The sequence below is a fragment of the Pyramidobacter sp. YE332 genome (assembly GCF_033060595.1).
Classification (GTDB): domain Bacteria; phylum Synergistota; class Synergistia; order Synergistales; family Dethiosulfovibrionaceae; genus Pyramidobacter.
On sequence record NZ_CP133038.1, the window covers coordinates 364,463 to 383,286 of the forward strand.

Annotated in this window: 12 protein-coding genes and 2 riboswitches; of the genes, 3 read left to right on the top strand and 9 right to left on the bottom strand. The window is 61.9% G+C overall.

Annotation, left to right across the window (positions count from 1 at the left end):
- Positions 1–177 precede the first annotated feature (177 nt).
- Complete coding sequence (locus tag RAH42_RS01750; protein WP_078015527.1) at positions 178–1,899, top strand: L-lactate permease; 1,722 nt, start codon at positions 178–180, stop codon at positions 1,897–1,899.
- Between the two features lie 362 nt (positions 1,900–2,261).
- Here the strand turns inward: RAH42_RS01750 and nrdG are convergent, their stop codons facing one another.
- From nrdG to RAH42_RS01785, 7 genes are all read right to left on the bottom strand, one after another.
- Positions 2,262–2,789: an anaerobic ribonucleoside-triphosphate reductase activating protein gene (gene nrdG, locus RAH42_RS01755; protein ID WP_078015528.1), complete on the bottom strand. Its 528-nt coding sequence runs from the start codon at positions 2,787–2,789 to the stop codon at positions 2,262–2,264.
- Entirely contained in the window at positions 2,786–5,170 is a 2,385-nt protein-coding gene (locus RAH42_RS01760) for an anaerobic ribonucleoside triphosphate reductase (protein ID WP_078015570.1), read from the bottom strand. The genes nrdG and RAH42_RS01760 overlap by 4 nt, the downstream gene beginning before the upstream one ends.
- A 216-nt stretch (positions 5,171–5,386) precedes the next feature.
- Complete coding sequence (locus RAH42_RS01765; RefSeq protein WP_199674710.1) at positions 5,387–5,689, bottom strand: hypothetical protein; 303 nt, start codon at positions 5,687–5,689, stop codon at positions 5,387–5,389.
- The gene (locus RAH42_RS01770) at positions 5,682–7,187 is read right to left on the bottom strand and encodes a succinate CoA transferase (RefSeq protein ID WP_233543477.1); all 1,506 of its coding nucleotides are present in this window, start codon (positions 7,185–7,187) and stop codon (positions 5,682–5,684) included. The genes RAH42_RS01765 and RAH42_RS01770 overlap by 8 nt, the downstream gene beginning before the upstream one ends.
- A 143-nt stretch (positions 7,188–7,330) precedes the next feature.
- A riboswitch (cobalamin riboswitch) is annotated at positions 7,331–7,522 on the bottom strand.
- Between the two features lie 114 nt (positions 7,523–7,636).
- A complete protein-coding gene (gene meaB / locus RAH42_RS01775; RefSeq protein ID WP_078015530.1) occupies positions 7,637–8,767 on the bottom strand; it encodes a methylmalonyl Co-A mutase-associated GTPase MeaB in 1,131 nt (376 codons plus the stop codon).
- A 32-nt stretch (positions 8,768–8,799) separates the two neighbouring features.
- Positions 8,800–10,998, bottom strand: a complete 2,199-nt coding sequence (gene scpA / locus RAH42_RS01780; RefSeq protein ID WP_078015531.1) for a methylmalonyl-CoA mutase — start codon at positions 10,996–10,998, stop codon at positions 8,800–8,802.
- A 4-nt stretch (positions 10,999–11,002) separates the two neighbouring features.
- Positions 11,003–13,150, bottom strand: a complete 2,148-nt coding sequence (locus tag RAH42_RS01785; RefSeq protein ID WP_317539809.1) for a methylmalonyl-CoA mutase family protein — start codon at positions 13,148–13,150, stop codon at positions 11,003–11,005.
- Positions 13,151–13,265: 115 nt separating this feature from the next.
- Positions 13,266–13,396: riboswitch (cobalamin riboswitch) on the bottom strand.
- A gap of 243 nt (positions 13,397–13,639) precedes the next feature.
- On the opposite strand from RAH42_RS01785, the gene RAH42_RS01790 reads away from it, so the two are divergent.
- On the top strand, positions 13,640–14,089 hold the full coding sequence (locus RAH42_RS01790) for a hypothetical protein (protein WP_240496103.1): 450 nt from the start codon (positions 13,640–13,642) through the stop codon (positions 14,087–14,089).
- A 191-nt stretch (positions 14,090–14,280) separates the two neighbouring features.
- Positions 14,281–15,669, top strand: coding sequence for a serine hydrolase domain-containing protein (locus RAH42_RS01795; RefSeq protein ID WP_317539810.1), 1,389 nt, complete (start codon positions 14,281–14,283; stop codon positions 15,667–15,669).
- Positions 15,670–15,677: 8 nt separating this feature from the next.
- On the opposite strand, the gene RAH42_RS01800 is transcribed toward RAH42_RS01795, so the two are convergent.
- Together RAH42_RS01800 and RAH42_RS01805 are read right to left on the bottom strand one after the other, a co-directional pair.
- Complete coding sequence (locus RAH42_RS01800) at positions 15,678–17,012, bottom strand: MATE family efflux transporter (protein ID WP_078015534.1); 1,335 nt, start codon at positions 17,010–17,012, stop codon at positions 15,678–15,680.
- A gap of 292 nt (positions 17,013–17,304) precedes the next feature.
- Positions 17,305–18,822: an ABC transporter substrate-binding protein gene (locus RAH42_RS01805; protein WP_317539811.1), complete on the bottom strand. Its 1,518-nt coding sequence runs from the start codon at positions 18,820–18,822 to the stop codon at positions 17,305–17,307.
- Between the last annotated feature and the right edge of the window lie 2 nt (positions 18,823–18,824).

Here is an 18,824-nt window from a genome sequence, read left to right on the forward strand (position 1 = left end):
CGCATGTACGTCGTGGCTGTGTTAAAAATTCATACATTTCCAGAGTCTGTACGGTTCATATTTTTCCGCAAAAACGTACCATAAGGGGCGACGTCGGAACATCCTTTCATCAAATCTCATCGCGGCCTTTATTCCCTGCGCTTCCGGGGGGCACAAGGCGAAAGGAGACTTACCCGCATGTATGCATTGATTGCCGCCGTACCGATCTTGCTCACTATCGTCTTCATGGTCTTTCTGAACTGGTCCGCCAAACGGTCGCTGGTTATTTCATGGCTCGCGGCTTTTGCCGTCGCGTGCTCCGTCTGGGGCATGGGGATCGGAGAAGCCGCCGCCCGAACGGTCGCTGGCTTCCTGGCTTCTTTCGAAACAAGCGCCATCATTTTCGGGGCAATCCTGCTGATGAACGTGCTCAAGCAGTCGGGCGCCATGGCTTCCATCAACGGAATGTTCTCCGGCATCACCGAAGACGCGCGTCTTCAGGCTATCATCGTTGGCTACTGCTTCGCCGGATTTATCGAGGGAGCGGCGGGGTTCGGCACGCCGGCCGCCTTGGGCGCGCCAATTCTGATCAGCCTGGGGTTTCCTCCTCTCGCCGCGGCGGCGATCTGCCTCGTCTGCAACTCGACGCCTGTCAACCCCGGCCCCGTCGGCGTGCCGCTGCTCACGGCTTCCAAAGTCGTTGCGGACGCGGTAAAACATCTCGGCGGCGATCCCGAAAAATTCACGACGGTGCTGACGCGCTGGGTCTGCATCCCGAACATGATCGGCGGTCTGTTTATCATCATGGCCATCGTCTTCATGATGTGTAAGGTGTTCGGGAAGAACCGTTCGTTCAGGGACGCCGTCCCTGCCGTTCCGTTTTGCCTACTCACCGGCGTCGTCGTCGGCTCGATCTACATCGTCATGTCGTTCTTCGCCGCTCCCGAATTGATTTCCATGACGGCTTTCCTCGGCGGCATGATCGTGATGATGTTCTGCGCGAAAAAAGGCGTCTGCGTTCCCAAAAAGGTCTGGACCTTTGACGGCTACAAAGAATGGGGTGAGTTCTCCTGGCAGTCCACCACAGTCGTCACATCCGTTAAGGACAAGGGCATGAAACCGCTTCTGGCCTGGGGGCCCTATATCGTCATCGGCGTTATCCTGGTGCTGACGAGACTGAACGCTTTCGGCCTCAAAACCCTTTTTAACAATGATCCGTTCATCCTGCGCGTCGGGAATATCCTCGGCTTCGAGGAAATCGGCTGGAACTTCAAGTTCCTGTACAACCCCGGCATCATGCCCTTCGTCCTCGTCGCAATCCTGACGGTCCCGCTGCACCGCATGTCGCGGGAAGAGGCCAAAATCGCCGTCGCAGATTCCGTGAAAAACTGGTCCGGCGCGGCCACAGCCTTGCTGTTCGGCGTCGCCATGGTCAACCTGTACCGCTACACGTCGAGCGCGCCAATCGGAGCAGCCATTGCCGGAGTCGCGGCGGACGCGGAGTTTACGTTCAAGAACAGCTCGATGCTCTACGTCATGGCCGACGCACTGGCGAAGCTCTTCCAGGGGACTTACTTCATTATCGCCCCGCTCATCGGCGTTCTCGGAGCGTTCATGTCGGGTTCCTGCACGGTGTCAAACACGCTGTTCGCTTCGTTGCAGTTCGAGACCGCGACCCTCGTCGGCTTGTCCCAGGTCCTCATCGTGGCGCTCCAGACCATGGGCGGCGGCATCGGCAACATGATCTGCGTCAACAACATCGTCGCAGTCTGCGCCACCACTGGCACGAACGGCAACGAAGGCAAGCTGATCCGCACGAACATCTTTCCCTGCCTGATCTATGCCGCCGTCGTCGCAACGGTCGTCGGGCTGCTACTGGCCGCCGGCGTCGATCCGATGCCGGAACTGCTGGCAAAATAACAAGCGCACGGAGCAGGGTTCAAACGGCGCTTTATACTATTTCTCAATTAAAACGCCGAACACAGAATCACTGCGGGGGAGATTCCCAAAGCGAGTTGCGCAGACCGCACAGCGGTCGAGATAGTCCTGAGCGACTGAACTTCCCTGCAGCACCTTGTAAACTATGTAGGCGTTTTTTATCGAGGGACAATATTAACGAAAAAACATGGAAAACGCGCCAAGCCGCGGGCAAAACGTTTTGCCCGCGGCTTGGCGCGTTTTTATCGAAAAAAGCGGACCGGGGGCGCTCCGAGGGGGTGAACGTCTCCCGGTCCTGATGAGGAGGTGGAACCTGTTCCTCTGGACGGCTGATTTTATATGCGTCACATGGCTTGCCGCATGTACTCTTCGATGACGCAGGGGGCCTGCAGGGTCAGGCTTTTTTTCACGTCGAGGATGCGCTGATTGGACGAGCCGCGAAAACGCAGCGAGAGGTCGCGCTTGTCGCGCTCGAAGCGTCCGTCGACGAGCACGTCGATCTGCTCGAGCAGGGCCATGCGGTCCGCCCAGGCCGGATTCTTGCGGTCGGTCAGCTGCTCGAAGGTGAAGCCGGTGAAGGCCCACACGTTCAGTCCGCGCCGGCGCGCCGCGCGGGCCACTTCGGCCAGGGCGCGCGCCTGCAGGAACGGTTCGCCGCCGGAGAGCGTCAGCCCCTGCTGCAAATGCAGCGAATCGAGCTGGGCGATCAGATCGGCCGAATCCATCTCGAAGCCGCCGAAGGGGTTGTGCGTGCAGGGATTGTGGCAGCCCGGGCAGTTGTGAAAGCATCCCTGCGCCCAGATCACCGCCCGCAGCCCCGGCCCGTCGACGATGCTGTCGCGGGTCATCGGACTGGCGAGGCGGATCTTCATTTTCCGCCCGCCTCTTCCTCCGTTTGACACTGATTGTGCTTGACGCGGTCGCGGACCTCGGCGCGTTTGGCGTTGTTGAAGCGGTCCAGCGTTCCCACGAGGTAGCCCGTGATGCGGCGGATGCGCTCGAAGCCGACGGGGCCGTCGCTCTCATGCCGTCCGCAGTGAGGGCACACGTCGCCGGGGATGATGCCCGTGTAGCCGCAGACGGGATCGCGGTCGACGGGGTGATTGACGCTGCCGTAGCCGACTCCTGCCTCTTTCATGGCGCGCACGATGGCTTCGAAGGCTTCGGGATTGTTGGCTCCCAGACCGTCCAGTTCCACGTAGCTGATGTGGCCGCCGTTGGTCAGCGCGTGGTAGGGCGCTTCGCGGGCGATCTTGTCGAAGACGCCGATCTTGTAATAGACGGGCACGTGGAAGGAATTGGTGTAGTACTCGCGGTCGGTGATGCCGGGGATCGCGCCGAACTTTTTGGCGTCGAGGCGGGTGAAACGTCCCGACAATCCCTCCGCCGGCGTGGCGATGAGCGAGAAGTTCAGGTCGTACTGTTCCGAAGCCTGATCCATGCGCTCTCTCATGTGGCGGACGATCTTCAGCCCCAGCTCCTGAGACTCGGCGCTCTCGCCGTGATGCTTGCCCGTCAGGGCCACCAGGCACTCGGCCAGGCCGATAAAACCGACCGTCAGCGTGCCCTGGTGGATCACGTCGCGCAGTTCGTCCTCGTCGTTCATGCCGTCGGAACCTTTCCACACGCCCTGTCCCATCAGGAAGGGAAAGTTCTTGACGCGGCGGCGTCCCTGGATTTCCATGCGTTCCAGCAGCTGGTCGACGACCAGGTCGATCTTGCCGTCGAGATCTTTGAAGAAGGCGTCGAGATCGGTCGCGCCGCCCAGCGCCTGCCCGTGGACGATGCCCAGGCGGGGCAGATTGATGGTGGTGAACGACAGATTGCCGCGGCCGCTCACCGTCGATTCGCCGCAGCGGTTGCCGACCACCCGCGTGCGGCAGCCCATGTAGGTGGCTTCCGTGTCGGGGTCGCCGGGCTTGTAGTATTGGGCGTTGAAGGGCGCGTCGAGGAAGCTGAAATTTGGGAAAAGCCGCTTGGAAGTGACGCGGCACGAAAGCTGAAGCAGGTCGTAGTTGGGGTCGCCGGGATTGTAGTTGACGCCCTCCTTGACCTTGAAGATGAGGATCGGGAAGATCGGCGTCTCGCCGTTGCCCAGTCCCTTTTCGGTCGCCAGCAGCAGGTTGCGCGTGACCATGCGCCCTTCCTCGCTGACGTCGGTGCCGAAGTTGATGCTCGAGAAGGGGACCTGCGCGCCGGCGCGCGAATGCATCGTGTTGAGGTTGTGGATGAAGGCTTCCATGGCCTGATAGGTGCGGTGGTCCGTTTCGGCGAGGGCTTCCTTGCGGGCGAAAGCCTGAAGTTTGCCCAGCTCCGCCTCGCCGGTTTTCAGCGACGCGGCCAAGATGTTCCGCTCGGCCTCGTCCCGTTCGGCGTCGTCCGTCAGGCTGATGGCACGCCCCGTTTCGGTTTCGGCGCGGGCTTCCGCCTCTTTGACGGCGGCCTTCGCGTCGAGGTCGCAAAGCAGTTCCAACGCCTTGGCGAGATTGCTCACGTACAGCTTGCGGAACGTCTTGCGCACGCCGTCGGCGATGCCGTAGTCGAAATACGGGATGCTCTGGCCGCCGTGCTGATCGTTCTGATTGCTCTGGATGGCGATGGCCGCCAGCGCCGCGTAGCTCATCACGTCCTGCGGCTCGCGCAGGAAACCGTGCCCCGTCGAGAAGCCGCCCTTGAACAGCTTGCGGATGTCGATCTGGCAGCAGGTCAGCGTGCCCATGTTGAGGAAGTCCATGTCGTGGATGTGGATGTCGCCCTCGTCGTGCGCCCTGGCGTGGGCGGGATGGATCACGTGCGTCTTGCAGAACTCGCGCGAGACGGCGCTGCCGTATTCCAGCATCGTGCCCATGGCCGTGTTGCCGTTGATGTTGGCGTTTTCGCGCTTCACGTCGGCGGTCTTGGCGTCGGCGAAGGTGATCTCCTCGATGGCCTTCATCAGGCGGGTGTGGGAGTCGCGCACGCGCGTGCGTTCGTTGCGGTAGGTGATGTAGGCCTCGCTGGTGCGGGCGTGCCCGTTTTCGATCAGCACCTTGACCACCATGTCCTGCACGTCCTCGACGCTGGGCGAGCCGGAGGCGTACTTTTCGTTGAGGCGGCGCACGACCTGCGACGTCAGCCCCTCGGCGATGCGGAAATCGGCGGCGGTTCCCTCTTTCTCCGCCACGGCGGAGGCGGCGAGAAAAATAGCGCGGGTGATGCGGTCTTCGTTGAAGGGCGCCAGACGGCCGTCCCTCTTCTTGATGGTCTCGATCACTTGAAAGGCCTCTCTTTCCAAGAGCGAAATGCGGCGCCCGCAGCGGGCGCGCGAAAAACGGGACGAAGCGGACAGGCTTGCCCGGGATTTTTCGCTGCCATCATACACCATAAAAACGATCTCGTAAAGACAAAAACGCTATATATATTGTAGATTTTAACATTAAGACCCTAGATATGGACATGAACGGCGGGACGCAACGTGCGAAACAGGCGGCTAACGGATCTCCGCCGTCTTTTTCTCAAGCGCTTCGTTGCGAAAGTAGAGCAACGTGTCGATCGAAACCATCGTCACGTTCACGACGTAAAGCGCGACCACGCTCCAGTGCGTGGCGCCGTCCAGCAGGCATTTGCCGATTCCGGCCAGATAGCCGACGATGATGACGACGAGAAAAAGCAGACTTTTGCCCCTGCTGCTGCGCGAGGTCCACGACTTGTAGATGGAGATGGGCCAGGCGGCGCCGAAGCAGATCAGCATGGTGATCTCGAGAAGCGATTTCAAAAACATGATTTCAGTCATTCCCTTTCTCTGATTCGTTTTCTTCGGGGCGATAATCCTGCGTCCAGCGCTGCGGATCTTCCGGCGCGAAGCCGTGACGGAAGCCGGGGCGCGCGAAGCTGCGCTCGACGAACGCTTGCAGCGCCGGGCGGAATTTGGGATGCGCGCAGTTTTCGATCAGCGCGCGGGCGCGCTCGTAGGCCGTGAGCCCGCGCAGATCGGCGCAGCCCTGTTCGGTGATGATCACGTGAGGGTCGTGTTCCGTGTGGTCCACGTGCGCCACATGCGGGACGATGCAGGAGATCGTTCCGTTCTTCGCCGTCGACGGCGTGGTGAACACCGAGAGCGCGGCGTTGCGCGCGAAGTCTCCCGAGCCGCCGAGGCCGTTGACGATCTGGCAGCCGCCGATGTGCGTGGAGTTGACGTTGCCCTCGAGGTCGACTTCCAGCGCCGTGTTCACGGCGATGACGCCGAGGCGGCGGATCACTTCCGGCGAGTTGCTGATCTCCACGGGGCGCAGGATGATCTTGTACTTGTACATTTCCAGACTTTTGTAAAAGGCGTCGATGCGCTCGGGCGAGATGGTCAGCGCCGTCCCCGAGGCGAACGAGACGCGTTCCGTCTCGATCAGGTCGAGCACGGAGTCCTGCAGTACTTCCGAATAGATGGAAAGGTTGCGGAATTTGGACTTCTGTAGCCCGCCCAGCACGGCGTTGGCCATGTTGCCGACGCCGGACTGGATCGGCGGCAGCTTGCGCGGCAGCCGGCCGCAGGCCACTTCGTTCTCGAGGAAAGCGACCAGGTAATCGGCCATGATCTGCGATCTCGCATCGGTCTGCGCCAGATGGCGCGTCGAGTCGGGGATGTCGGTGACGACCACGGCGGCGATCTTGTCGGGGCGGCAGCGGATGTAGGGCATGCCGACGCGGTTGTTGGGGCGCACGATCGGGATCGGTTCGGTCTCCTTCATGCGGCGCGGGCTGTACACGTCGTGCATGCCTTCCAGCTTGACGGGCTGGGCCGTGTTGACCTCGACGATCACCTTCTCGGCGTATTCCGCCAGCACGTTGGAACAGCCTACCGACGTGCTGGGGATGATGTTGCCCTCGTCGTCGATGCCGATCGCTTCGATGATGGCCACGTCGATTGTGCCGAAGTAGCCGTTTTTGATCCAGAAGGGCACCTGGCTGAGGTGCATGTCCACGTAGGCGAGGCGGTCGTCGTTGGCCAGCTCGCGCACGCTCTGGTTGGTCTGGTAGGGATAGCGCCGTTCGAGCACGCCGGCGCGCGCCAGCCGCCCGTCGAGCTCGTCGCCGACGGAAGCGCCGGTGATCAGCTTGATGCGGATCTTCTCGCCGCGTTCGGCCCGGCGGGCCAGCGCCATGGGAACGGCCTTGGGATACCCGGCCATGGTGAAGCCGCTCGTGCCGACGGTCATGCCGTCCTTGATCAGCTCGGCGGCCTGCGCCGCCGACATGGTCTTGCTCTCTGCCTCGCGATTGCTGATGCGGTTGTACACGTTTTTTCCTTCCTTTCGGCGCGGCGCCGTCCCATGCGAAAAAAAATTCTTCCGGCATCTCATGCCGAAAGAACGTCCGCTGCCGGGGCCTCGATCAGAAAGAAAGGTCTGAAGCAGCACACACGTTCCGTCGCTCGCGAAAACTTTTTTGTGCTCAGCGCGGCAAGTCTTCTGGCTCAAGCCCATGGAGCCTTCTCCGCCTTCCCATGAGCGCGAAGCTCACAGTGGCGCGTGGAGAAGCGGGGGCTTTTACAGCGGCGGGACCGCTCGGGATTCTCACCCGATTCCTTTTTGATCGAGGCGCAACGCCTCGAACCGTGCTGATTATTCGATTGGGTTTCTGAGACAGATTATAGCAGAAAAAATGGAAGCGGGAAAAAAGAACGTTTTCCCCGCTTCCATTTTTTTGTTCGGGAAAGAACGGTGTCTGATGAACGGCGGAGCGAGGATTACCGTCCGCCCTGGAACAGCTCGCGCTCCATCACGTCGATGATCTCTTGGGCGGCTTGCGTGGGCGGCAATTTGCCCGCGGTGACCTCCTCCTCGATGCGCGCCTTGGCGGCGGCGATGGCCTGGTTGGCGCCGATGAGGTTTTCCAGATGTTCTTGCGCCATGTCGTTGACCCATTTGAGCACTTGTTCTTTGCGCCGTTTTTCGAAGACGCCGTTGCCGCGCACGGTCCTGAAGAACTCCTCGACCACGCCCCACATCTCGGGGATTCCCTCGCCCGTCAGCGACGAACAGGTGTAGGCTCGGCTGACCCAGCCTTCCGTGGCGGGACGCAGGTAGTGGAGCATCATGTCGAAGTCGGCGCGCGCCGACAGCGCTTTGACTTTGTTGTCGCCGTCGGCCTTGTTGACGAGGATCGAGTCGGCGATCTCCATGATGCCCTTCTTGATGCCCTGCAGGTCGTCGCCCGCGCCGGTGAGCGCCACCATGAGGAAGTAATCCACCATGTTGCGCACGGTCGTTTCGCTCTGGCCGACGCCGACGGTCTCGACGAGGACCACGTCGTAGCCCGCGGCCTCGACGAGCAGCAGCGTCTCGCGGCTCTTGCGCGTGACGCCGCCGAGCGTGCCGCCCGAAGGGGAGGGACGCACGAAAGCGTTGGAGTGGCGCGACAGCTTTTCCATGCGCGTCTTGTCGCCGAGGACGCTGCCCTTGGTGACGGTGCTGCTGGGGTCGACGGCGAGCACGGCGACGCGGTGCCCGTGATCGCACAGCCACGAGCCGAGCGCTTCGATGAAGGTGCTTTTGCCGGCGCCGGGCACGCCGGTGATGCCGACGCGCATGGATCTGCCCGTGTGGGGCAGCAGCTTTTGGATCAGTTCCTGCGCCGTGGCGAAGTGTTTCGGAGCGTTGCTTTCGATCAGCGTGATGGCCCGCGACAGGATCGCGCGGTCGCCGTTCAGGATGCCCCGCGCGTATTCGTCGACGGAGAGATTGCGCCTCACGGGCTGGACGTTGGCGGCCGTGGGACCGCCGGTGTCGTCCACGCCCTTCGTCACGAAACAGGCGAATTCGCTGCCGGCGTTTTGCGGCTGCCAGTCGGGCTGGTACGTGTTGTTTTCGATGCTCATCGGTTTTTTCTCCTTTTCGGGGGAGGAGGCTTCTACTTCGCGGCTCCCTCCTGGGCGGCAAGACGCTTGTTCAGCACCTGCAGCATCTCGCGGGCGGCGGCGGGGATGACCGTACCGGGGCCGAAGATGCAGGCGGCGCCGTGGTCGTACAGGAATTGGTAATCCTGCGCCGGGATGACGCCGCCGGCGACGACCATGATGTCGCCGCGGCCGCGCTTTTCCAGCTCTTCGACGAGCTGCGGCAGCAGCGTCTTGTGGCCGGCGGCCAGCGAGCTCATGCCGACGATGTGGACGTCGTTGTCCACGGCGTCCTGAGCGGTCTCGGCTGGCGTCTGGAACAGCGGCCCGACGTCGACGTCGAAACCCATGTCCGCGTAGGCGGTGGCGACCACCTTGGCGCCGCGGTCGTGACCGTCCTGCCCCATCTTGGCGACCATGATGCGCGGGCGGCGCCCTTCGCGCTTCTCGAAGTCGTCGGTCATCTGGCGGACTTCCTTGATCACTTCGTCGTCGGCGAATTCGCTGCTGTACACTCCGGAAATCGAACGGATCACGGCTTTGTGCCTCCCGCACACTTTTTCGATGGCAAAGGAAATCTCGCCCAGCGACGCGCGCGCGCGGGCCGCTTCAACTGACAGCTCGAGCAGGTTGCCCTCGCCGCTTTCCATGGCGTGGGTGATGGTGTCGAGGCACTGCCGCACTTTTTCGGGATCGCGGCCGGCGCGCAGCTTTTCGAGGCGCGCGATCTGCGCCTGGCGCACGGCGGTGTTGTCGACGTCGAGAATGTCGAGCGGGTCTTCCTTCTCGAGCGGGAAGTAATTGATGCCGACGATCTTTTCGTTGCCGGAGTCGATGTGGGCCTGGCGGCGGGCCGCGGCCTCTTCGATGCGCATCTTGGGGAGGCCGGTGTCAATGGCCTTGGCCATGCCGCCGAGGCTTTCGACTTCCTGAATGTGCGCCCAGGCGCGGCGGATCAGCTCGTCGGTGAGGGCTTCCACGTAGTAGGAGCCGCCCCACGGGTCGATGACCTTGCAGACCTTTGTCTCGTCCTGGATGTAGAGCTGCGTGTTGCGCGCGATGCGGGCGGAAAAATCCGTGGGCAGGGCGATGGCTTCGTCGAGGGCGTTGGTGTGCAGCGACTGGGTGTGTCCAAGCGCGGCGGCCATGGCCTCGACGCAGGTGCGCGTGACGTTGTTGAAGGGATCCTGGGCGGTCAGGCTCCAGCCCGAAGTCTGCGAGTGCGTGCGCAGCGCCATGGACTTGGTGTTCTTGGGGTCGAACTGTTTGACGATCTTGCCCCAGAGCATGCGCGCGGCGCGCATCTTGGCCACTTCCATGAAGTAGTTCTTGCCGATGGCCCAGAAGAAGGAAAGACGCGGCGCGAAATCGTCGATGCCCAGTCCGGCCTTCATGCCGGTGCGGATGTACTCGAGGCCGTCGGCCAGCGTGTAGCCCAGTTCGATGTCGGCGGTGGCGCCGGCTTCCTGCATGTGATAGCCGGAAATGGAGATGCAGTTGAACTTGGGCATGTTGCGCGAGGTGAAGGCGAAGATGTCGCCGATGATGCGCATGGAGGCCGCGGGGGGGTAGATGTAGGTGTTGCGCACCATGAACTCCTTGAGGATGTCGTTCTGGATCGTGCCGCTCAGGACTTTCATGTCGACGCCCTGTTCCTGCGCGGCGACGATGTAGAAGGCCATGACGGGCAGCACGGCGCCGTTCATGGTCATGGAGACGGACATCTGCCCCAGCGGGATGCCGGAGAAGAGAATCTCCATGTCGAGGATCGAGTCGACGGCCACGCCGGCTTTGCCGACATCGCCGACGACGCGCGGGTGGTCGGAATCGTAGCCGCGGTGCGTGGCCAGGTCGAAGGCGATGGAGAGCCCCTTCTGGCCGGCGGCGAGGTTGCGGCGGTAGAACGCGTTCGACTCCTCGGCCGTGGAGAAACCGGCGTATTGGCGCACCGTCCAGGGACGGGCGACGTACATGGTGGGATACGGCCCGCGCAGGAACGGCGGGATGCCGGCCATGGAACCGAGATGGTTCATGCCGGCGTAGTCGTCGGCGGTATAGAGCGGCTTGACGTCGATCTGCTCCATGGTGCGCGTGCACAGTTCGGAGACGGAACGGCCCGTCTCCCTGAGGACGCGCGCTTCCCAGTCCTGACGCGATTCGGCGCGGCTTTCTTCCTTGAAGGCGATCTTGGTGAAATCAGGATTCTGATACATGGTTCTAGCACATCCCCTTTTTCTTCTGCATGGCGGTGAGGACCTGGAGGCAGTTGGCTTTCACGTGGATGAAATCGTCGACGCCGGCATCGAGATAGCTCTGTTTGAACTCGGGCGCGGGCGCGCCGGCGAGGAACACGGTCATGTCGGGGCGCTTCTCCTTGATCAGCTTGGCCAGCGGCGGCACGAGTTCGGGATAGGTGTCGTCGGTCGAACAGATCACGGCGGCGTCGGCACCGCTTTTCGCGGCGGCCTCGGCGGCCAGCTCCACGGTCTCGAAACCGTCGTTCTTCAGCACCTCGAAGCGAGCCACCTCGAAGAAGCCCGTGCTGAAATCGGCGCGCGGCTTGTGCTGCGGGATGGGGCCCATGTTGGCGAGGAAAACTTTGACGTTGCCGCCGGTTGTGGCGGCGTAGTCTTCGGTGCGCTTCCTCAGCGCTTCGTACTGTTCGGTCCAGCGGTGCGGCTCAAGCGGCGCGACTTTGAGTTCGCAGGCGCCGGCGGCGTCGAGAGTTTTCCACAGATCGGACAGCAGCGCCTCGGCCGCGAACGCCTCGGCGGCGTGGACGACCTGGCCGCCCTTGCCGCATTTGGCGCTTTCGGCCACGTCTTTCAGCGCCTTGGCGAGGCAGTCGGGGCAGCGGCGTTCTTTGATCTCCGCCACTTTGGCCTCGCGGGCGGCCTTGAACTCGGCTAGGTCGCTTGCGGGCACGTCGAGCGGCGTTTCCGCCATGTTGGCGTACATGTTGTTGCCGACGGCGCGTTCGGCGCGGGTGGCGAGCTTCTTGAAGCGGTCGGCGAGCACGGCGCCGATCTCGTTCTGGATCAGGCCGGACTGCAGCGCCTTGACGATTCCGCCTTCGGATTCGATTTTCTGGAACAGTTCCCAGACGCGGTCTTCGACCTGGCGGGTCAGTGTCTCCACGTACCAGGAACCGCCGGCGGGGTCGACGGCGGCGTCGAAGTTGAACTCGGTCTGCATCATGATCTGCTGGTTGCGGGCGATGCGCCGCGCCTGCTCGGTGGCGGGACGGACGGCCCAGTCGAAACAGTTGACGTTCATGGCGTCGACGCCGGCCACGGCGGCCGAAAAGGCCTGCGTGGACGTGCGCAGGATGTTGACGTAGGGATCGTAGACCGTCGCGGTGAACGGCGAGGTCTCGGCGAACACGTTGACCTTGGCGCTCTCGCCCTCGCAGCCGAAGGCGCGCGCCACGTGCGCCCAGAGCACGCGCAGGGCGCGCAGGCGGGCGATCTCCATGAAGAAGTTGGCGCCGAGCCCGACTTCGAAGCGAAGATGGTGGGCGGTCGCGTCGGGGGCAATGCCGCGCTCCGACATGGCGCGGATCACGGCGACGGCGTCGGCGAGCGCGCAGGCCGTCTCCTGGACGGCGGACGCTCCGGCGTTGGCGTAAATGCTGCCGCGGATCAGGATCGTGCGCAGCGCGCACTGATGGTTCTCGGCCCAGAGCAGCGTCTGCGCCATCTCATCGTACAAGCTGTCGAGCGAGCGGCTCAGCGAGCCGTCGCGGGCCAACGAGCCGACGGGGTCGGCGCCGACGCAGCCTTTCAGGCTGGAAAGCGCGACGCCGTGCTTTTCGCACCAGGCGGCGATCATACCCAGCATCGGCAGGGCCGACGCGCCGGCGGCGATGTGCAGCTCGTGCGCGCTCGGATCGGCGGCGGCGAAAAACTTTTCCAGATGTTCCAGCGCGCAGATGCTGACGCCGCGACGCTCGCGGGCGGGAACGTCCATACCGTGCGTGCTGGAGTAATCGAGCACCGGGTGGATGGCCGTGGCGCCCCTTTTCAGTTCCTCGGCGGCCAGTTCGCCGGCTTGGCGCGGGCAGCGCGCATCGACGCCCTGGGCGATCTCCCAGAGACGATCGTGCTGCGGCGCGCTCTTGACGCCTCTCAAAAAGTCCTGCGCTCCGGGAAAGGCATGGCAGTCTTTCAGATTCTCCACGTCCGCGGCCGTGTAGATGGGCTGAAGTGTGATGCCCTCGAACGTCTTCGTGAACATTTTTTTGTCGAAGGGCGCCCCCTTCAGAGCCACTGCGGCGGCCTGCTTCCACTCCTCGTACGTGGGGACTTTGAACTCGTCAAAGGTGACAGGAGTGATCGGCGCAGATTTCTGCTGGTCTTTTTCCATGATGAATCAAATCCTCCCTGACGCTGAAAATTTTGCCCGTTTCCCCGCTGTCGGAAAAAATTCAGCGAAGAGAACGCGCTTGCGCGGCGAAATCCCGCCCGCGCAAGATTCGCTCTCTGTTCCCCCCGTTTCAGGCCGGTATCCTGACTCGCGCGCAGCGCGCTCACAGTGGCGGGGCCGCTTTGGTCTTTCACCAAATTCCCCGGGCTGAAACTGCATATCATGACTTCTCATTCTACAATAAAAATTCCCTCGAATCCACCTCAAAAGGGCAAAAAGAAACGTTCGGAAGGAAAAAGACGGTTCAAGTTTCAGTGTTGTATTTCGCGCCGCCGAAAAGACGCGAGAGAGAAAACGAACGGCGGCGGCCATGGCTGTCCAAAGAATTGTTGTTTTCTCTCATGTGCGGGCATTTTTCGTCTGCTAGAATCAGGGCGTGGTTCCCGGAGGCGTCCGTAAGCCTCCGGCGGCAAAGGAGGTCTGTCTTGCATGAAAAAAATATTGGCGTCGAACGTTGTCCTGCTGACGATGCTGTTCTTCTTGTCAGCCGCGCGTCCTCTGGCGGCGATGAGCGTCAATTTTTACGATCTGTCGGTCGAGATCCCCGAGGGCTGGTCCTTCAGACAGGGCGAACAGGTCCTGATCTACAACCAGAACGAGAGCGCCGCCGTCATCGTCGACCAGGCCGCCACCACCCGGAGCGGCACCGTCAAGAGCGTGGCCGAAAATCTGGCCGACGCGGTGGGCGTGAAAAAGAACGACATCCGCCGCGACAAAAAAGGCTCGCTGCGCCTGGATTTCGTCCAGAACGGCGAGCCGGTCAACGTCCGCGTGCTGGAAAGCCGCGGCCGCATCCTCATGGTCTACGTCTTCGGCAAAGACGCCGAAGCCAACAAAATCGCCGCCTCCATCGGCGAAAAAAGCGCCGCCGGCCATTGACCGTACGGCGACAAAAATACGCTGCGAAAGGGTCGCTTTGTCCCCCTTCCGCAGCGTATTTTTTATCCGGCACGCGAGCCGCCGCCCAAAGGCGGGCTGAACGGGACTCTTGGCCGTCTGTTTTGCCCCGCTTCGTTTATAATAAGGCCGTTTTCACGCCTCAAAATTTACGCTCTCAAGGAGAATCATCGATGACAGATCCTTTTCGGACGAAAGAGTCCGCTTTCTGCGACTATGCGGAACAAATCATAACGGCTCATCGCGCCCGCGGCCTTGCCGTCGCCGTCGTCGATCGGAGCGGTACGGCCTATCAGAGATTTTTCGGCTTCCGCGACGCGGCGCGCCGCCTGCCCGTCGGCGAGAACACGATCTTCGGCCTGGCCTCGGTGACCAAGTCTTTCACCGCGCTGGCGCTGATGCAGCTGGCGGAGCAAGGGCTCGTCGATCTGCAGGTGCCGGCGTCCGCCTACTGCCCGGAATTCAAAAACGGCGGGCAAGCGCCCGTGAGCGTGGCGCACTTCCTCAGCCACAGCGGCGGCTATTTCCCCATGCCGCGAGCGCTGCTGCCCGACCTCCTGAAAAAACTGGGCGTCGATCCGCGCTCGCAGGAAACGGCTTACGACGACCGCGTCGCCCAGGCGGCGGTCGAACAGGTCGCGCGCGGTCTGGACGCGCCGGCGCCGCGGCTGGGACGCCCCGGCGAATACATGAGCTACTGCAACGACGGCTACGGCATCCTCAGCGACATCGTCCGCCGCTGCGGCGGCGAAGGATCGTACGCCCGCTACGTGGAACGCCGCATCCTCGGGCCGCTCGGCATGGGCCGGAGCACCTGCGAGTTCCTGCGTCCCTCCGAAGACGCCGACACGTCGCTGCTGTACAGCGACGATCTCGGCGTGAGCGAAGGCGACCGCGACTTTTACCGCAGCGCCTTCGTCCTCAACGGCGGCGGCGCGATGAAATCCACGCTGGCCGACCTGAAAAAATATCTGCGCATGTACCTCAACGGCGGCCGCGGCGAAGCGGGCGCGATCGTCGCGGAACGGAGCGTCCGCGACATGGTAAGCCCCCGCGTGGCGGCGAAGCATCATCAGTTCTACGGCTACGGGCTGAGCGTCGGCTTCATGCGCGACCTCACGGTGTACCGCCACGGCGGCAGCCTGCCCGGCGTTTCCTCGCACATCGCCTGGTCGCCGGAACTCGACCGGGGTGTGATCGTGCTGTGCAACACGCAGAACGTCCCCGTCTCCCTGATTGCCGACGCGCTGCTCAGGATCGCCGCCGGCTGGGAGCCGCCGCCGGAAGACCTCTGGACCGACTGTCCCTGGGAACCGGAAGTTATCGAAGCGGCCTGCGGGCATTACCGCTCCGGCGAAGGCGCGAAAGTCACCATCGAAAAGGACGGCCGCGGCATTTCCGTCCTCAACGACGGCAAACCGATGAGCGTACGCATGGTGCGCGGCCGCATGGCCCTGCTGCGCAGCGGCTTCGCCGTGTCGGAGCTGCGCCCCTGCTTCAACGAAAACGGCGCCGTCTGGGCCCTGCGCCTGAACGACCGCATCGTGCCGAAAGTCGGCTGAGCGCCTTGCTAGCCCAAGTATTTCTTCATCCGATAGTTTTCCACGGCGATAAAAGAGCCCGTGCAGAGCAAAGAAAGGAACTCCGCGACGGGGATGGCGTACCAAACGCCGTCTGTTCCACAGAACTTCGGCAGGATGTAAAGCATCGGGATCAAGAAGACGGTTTGGCGAAGCACGCTGAGCAGCAGAGTCCTCTTCGGCTTTCCGATCGACTGAAAATACACCTGCCCGACCGCCTGGACAGTGGCGAGAGGAAACAGCAGCGTCAGTTTTTCCAGACCGTCCGCGGCGTAAGGCATGATCCGTCCGTCCCCGTTGGTGATGACCGACATTATTGCCGCGGCCCGAAGATGAAAGAGCAGCCAGCCGCCGATGCCGATGACGAAGGCGAGGAACATCGACTTATAAAGAGTTTCTCTGGCCCTCGCGTAGGCTCTTGCTCCGTAATTGTAGCCGATGATCGGCTGACTGCCCTGTCCGATCCCGAAGACGGGCATCAAAACGATGGAATACGTGATGTTTATGGCGCCGTAAGCGCCGACGGCAAAATAGTTTTCGTAGCGCAGCAGTTGATTGTTCGCAGCCGCGGCGATCAGCGAGGAGACGACCTGAGTGAAAAACGTGGAGAGTCCCGCGATGTATATGTCCAGCACGTCGCGACACTTCAGTCTCAGACCTTTCGGATCGACGCGGCACGACTTCGCCTTTTTCGACAGGAGCCGGAGCATGCACAGCAGCAGCACGAACTGCGAGATCACCGTGGCCAGCGCCGCGCCGCCGATCCCCATGCCGAAAGGAAAGAGAAAAATGAAGTCAAGGAAAACGTTGAGCAGCGCGCTGGCGGCCGTGCACAGCATCGCTTTCCCCGGAAAGCCGATCACCCTGTTTATGTGATACAGTCCCGTGCCTGTGATCATCAGCGGCAGGCCCCGCGCGATCACCGTCAGATACTCTCTGCCGTAGGGGATGGTGCTGCCGCTGGCGCCGAAAAAATACAGCACTTCGTCAAGAAATGCGGATACGCCCAAGAAGACGATGGCCGAGGTCGCCGCCAGGGCGACCAGCGCGCCGCCGATCAGTTCCTCGACCCGCTGCTGCTGTCTTTCTCCCATTTTGATCGCGATGAGAGAGGCCGCGCCGATGCCAATCCATACGCCGAAAGCCTGAAGCACCAAAAAGACCGCGCTAGCGACGCTCATGCTCGAAAAAGCCTCCGCGCCGACGGCGTAGCTTACGAATATTCTGTCCGCTAGGTTATAGACGGCATTGACAAGCATGCCTACTGTCGCCGGCACAGAGTAATAAAATATCAACCTGACGATATTGTCTCTCTCCAGATTCATTTTTTCTCCCTCCCCTACAGCTTTTTGACGGCGCGGGCGCCGTTTTATATCCGCCGGCACATTGAAGCTTCGCGGTCTTTTGCGGGAACAGCGCGGACCTTCCCCTCTTGCGCCATCCCGCCGTGTTTTTCAGCGCGTTTTCCGGCCTTCCCTCCTGAGCAATCGGTCACAGCTCTCTGCCAAACATTTTACATGAAAAAAACGCTGATCGAAGTGATCAGCGTTTTTTTCGTGGGACAGGCCCGTCGGCGAAACGATCGTGTTCGTTTTTGCGCGCGCCGCGAGGTCGCGGTTACTCGTAAAAGACGGTGTTCAGCGGGTTCAGCGTGCCGTGGTAAAAGCCGTTGGCGCCTCTAAGGTTTTTATTGGCGCCGTAGAGCGTGTCGGCGATGGCCAGACAACACCAGGGGTTCAGCTCGTCGATACGCTCGCAGAGGCGCGCGTAGATTTCGGCGCGTTCGGGGCCGTCCTCGGTCACGGCTCCCTTTTCGAGAAGCTCGTCCACTTCCTTGTCCTTCAGACAAACTCTGTTGGTCGAGCCAGCGAAGCGCGAGTGCATGGCGGTCTTGATGTAGGCGTCGGGATCGGGATTGACGCTGGATCCCCAGCCGATCATGAAGACGGGGAGATTGCCGTTTTTCAGCTGTTCGAGAAAACTGCCCCACTCGAGCACGTTGATCTGCACGGTCACGCCGACGTCGGCGAGCATGGACGGGATGATTTCGGCGTAGTTGCGGCGCTGCTTGCTTTCGTTCGTGTAAAGCGTAAACGACAAATCGGCCGCGCCCGCTTCTTCGAGGAGTTTCCGCGCCTTGTCGGGGTCGTATTCCGGCGGGACCGGCGCGGGGAAATAGTTGTGGATCGGCAGCAGCACGCTAGACGGCACGACGCCGAGCCCGTGGTAAACGACGTTCAGAGCGGCTTCGCGGTCGATGGCGAGAGCGATGGCGCGGCGGACCCGCGGGTCGTCGAAGGGCGGCGTCTGCGTGTTGAATCCCATGTAGGTCAGCGCCAGCCCGGGCTTGTGGTACACCTTGACTTTTCCTTCGTTTTCAAGGCGTCTGAAATCGCTGTTGGGGATGTCGTAGATGAGGTCGACGTTGCCCGTTTCGAGTTCAATCACACGGCTGGCTGGTTCGGGGATCGTGCGCATGATCAGGCTCTTGAAGCGTGGCTTCGCGTCCCAGTAGTCGTCGAAGCGCTCGAAGGCGACATGGTCGCCTTCCAGCGTTTCCGAAAATTTGAAAGGCCCGGTCCCGATCGGACGGCGGCCGTAATCGTCGCCTTCGGCTTCGACCGCCGCCTTGTTCAGGACGTAACTGGAGGAGTGGTTCAGGTAGGAAAGAAAAGCCGCCATGGGCGATTTTGTTTTAACCCGGAACGTGTACCTGTCGACGATCTTGAAACCGTCGGGATCGATGTTGGCGCCGTAGGCCCTGACCGCCGCGGCTTTGGGCGTCGTCATGCGGTGCAGCGTGAAAACGGCGTCTTCCGCGGTCAGTTCCGCGCCGTTGTGGAACTTGACGCCTTTGCGCAGCGTGATCTCGTAGGTGAGGGGATCCAGCTTTTTCCAGCTCTTGGCGAGGCGGCCGATCAGTTTTTTGTCGCGGGAAAAATCGAACAGCGGCTCATACATCTGGATCATATAAGTGCTGGAGACCGTGTCGCTGGTCATCTGAGGATCGAAAGACTTCGCGTCGGCCGGCATACCGACGGACAGCAGCTCCTTTTCCGCCGCGGCGATATTGCCGGTCTGCAGAAACACGAAAAGAAGTACGAAGAATGCCGTTTTGGGAGGTTTCACGTTCATGT

What these genes read in the sequence shown, in the direction of transcription:
- RAH42_RS01750 (WP_078015527.1), top strand. Translation starts at nt 178, where the DNA reads ATGTATGCATTGATTGCCGCCGTACCGATCTTGCTCACTATCGTCTTC.
- nrdG (WP_078015528.1), bottom strand. Translation starts at nt 2,789, where the DNA reads ATGAAGATCCGCCTCGCCAGTCCGATGACCCGCGACAGCATCGTCGAC.
- RAH42_RS01765 (WP_199674710.1), bottom strand. Translation starts at nt 5,689, where the DNA reads ATGACTGAAATCATGTTTTTGAAATCGCTTCTCGAGATCACCATGCTG.
- meaB (WP_078015530.1), bottom strand. Translation starts at nt 8,767, where the DNA reads ATGAGCATCGAAAACAACACGTACCAGCCCGACTGGCAGCCGCAAAAC.
- scpA (WP_078015531.1), bottom strand. Translation starts at nt 10,998, where the DNA reads ATGTATCAGAATCCTGATTTCACCAAGATCGCCTTCAAGGAAGAAAGC.
- RAH42_RS01785 (WP_317539809.1), bottom strand. Translation starts at nt 13,150, where the DNA reads ATGGAAAAAGACCAGCAGAAATCTGCGCCGATCACTCCTGTCACCTTT.
- RAH42_RS01790 (WP_240496103.1), top strand. Translation starts at nt 13,640, where the DNA reads ATGAAAAAAATATTGGCGTCGAACGTTGTCCTGCTGACGATGCTGTTC.
- RAH42_RS01795 (WP_317539810.1), top strand. Translation starts at nt 14,281, where the DNA reads ATGACAGATCCTTTTCGGACGAAAGAGTCCGCTTTCTGCGACTATGCG.
- RAH42_RS01800 (WP_078015534.1), bottom strand. Translation starts at nt 17,012, where the DNA reads ATGAATCTGGAGAGAGACAATATCGTCAGGTTGATATTTTATTACTCT.
- RAH42_RS01805 (WP_317539811.1), bottom strand. Translation starts at nt 18,822, where the DNA reads ATGAACGTGAAACCTCCCAAAACGGCATTCTTCGTACTTCTTTTCGTG.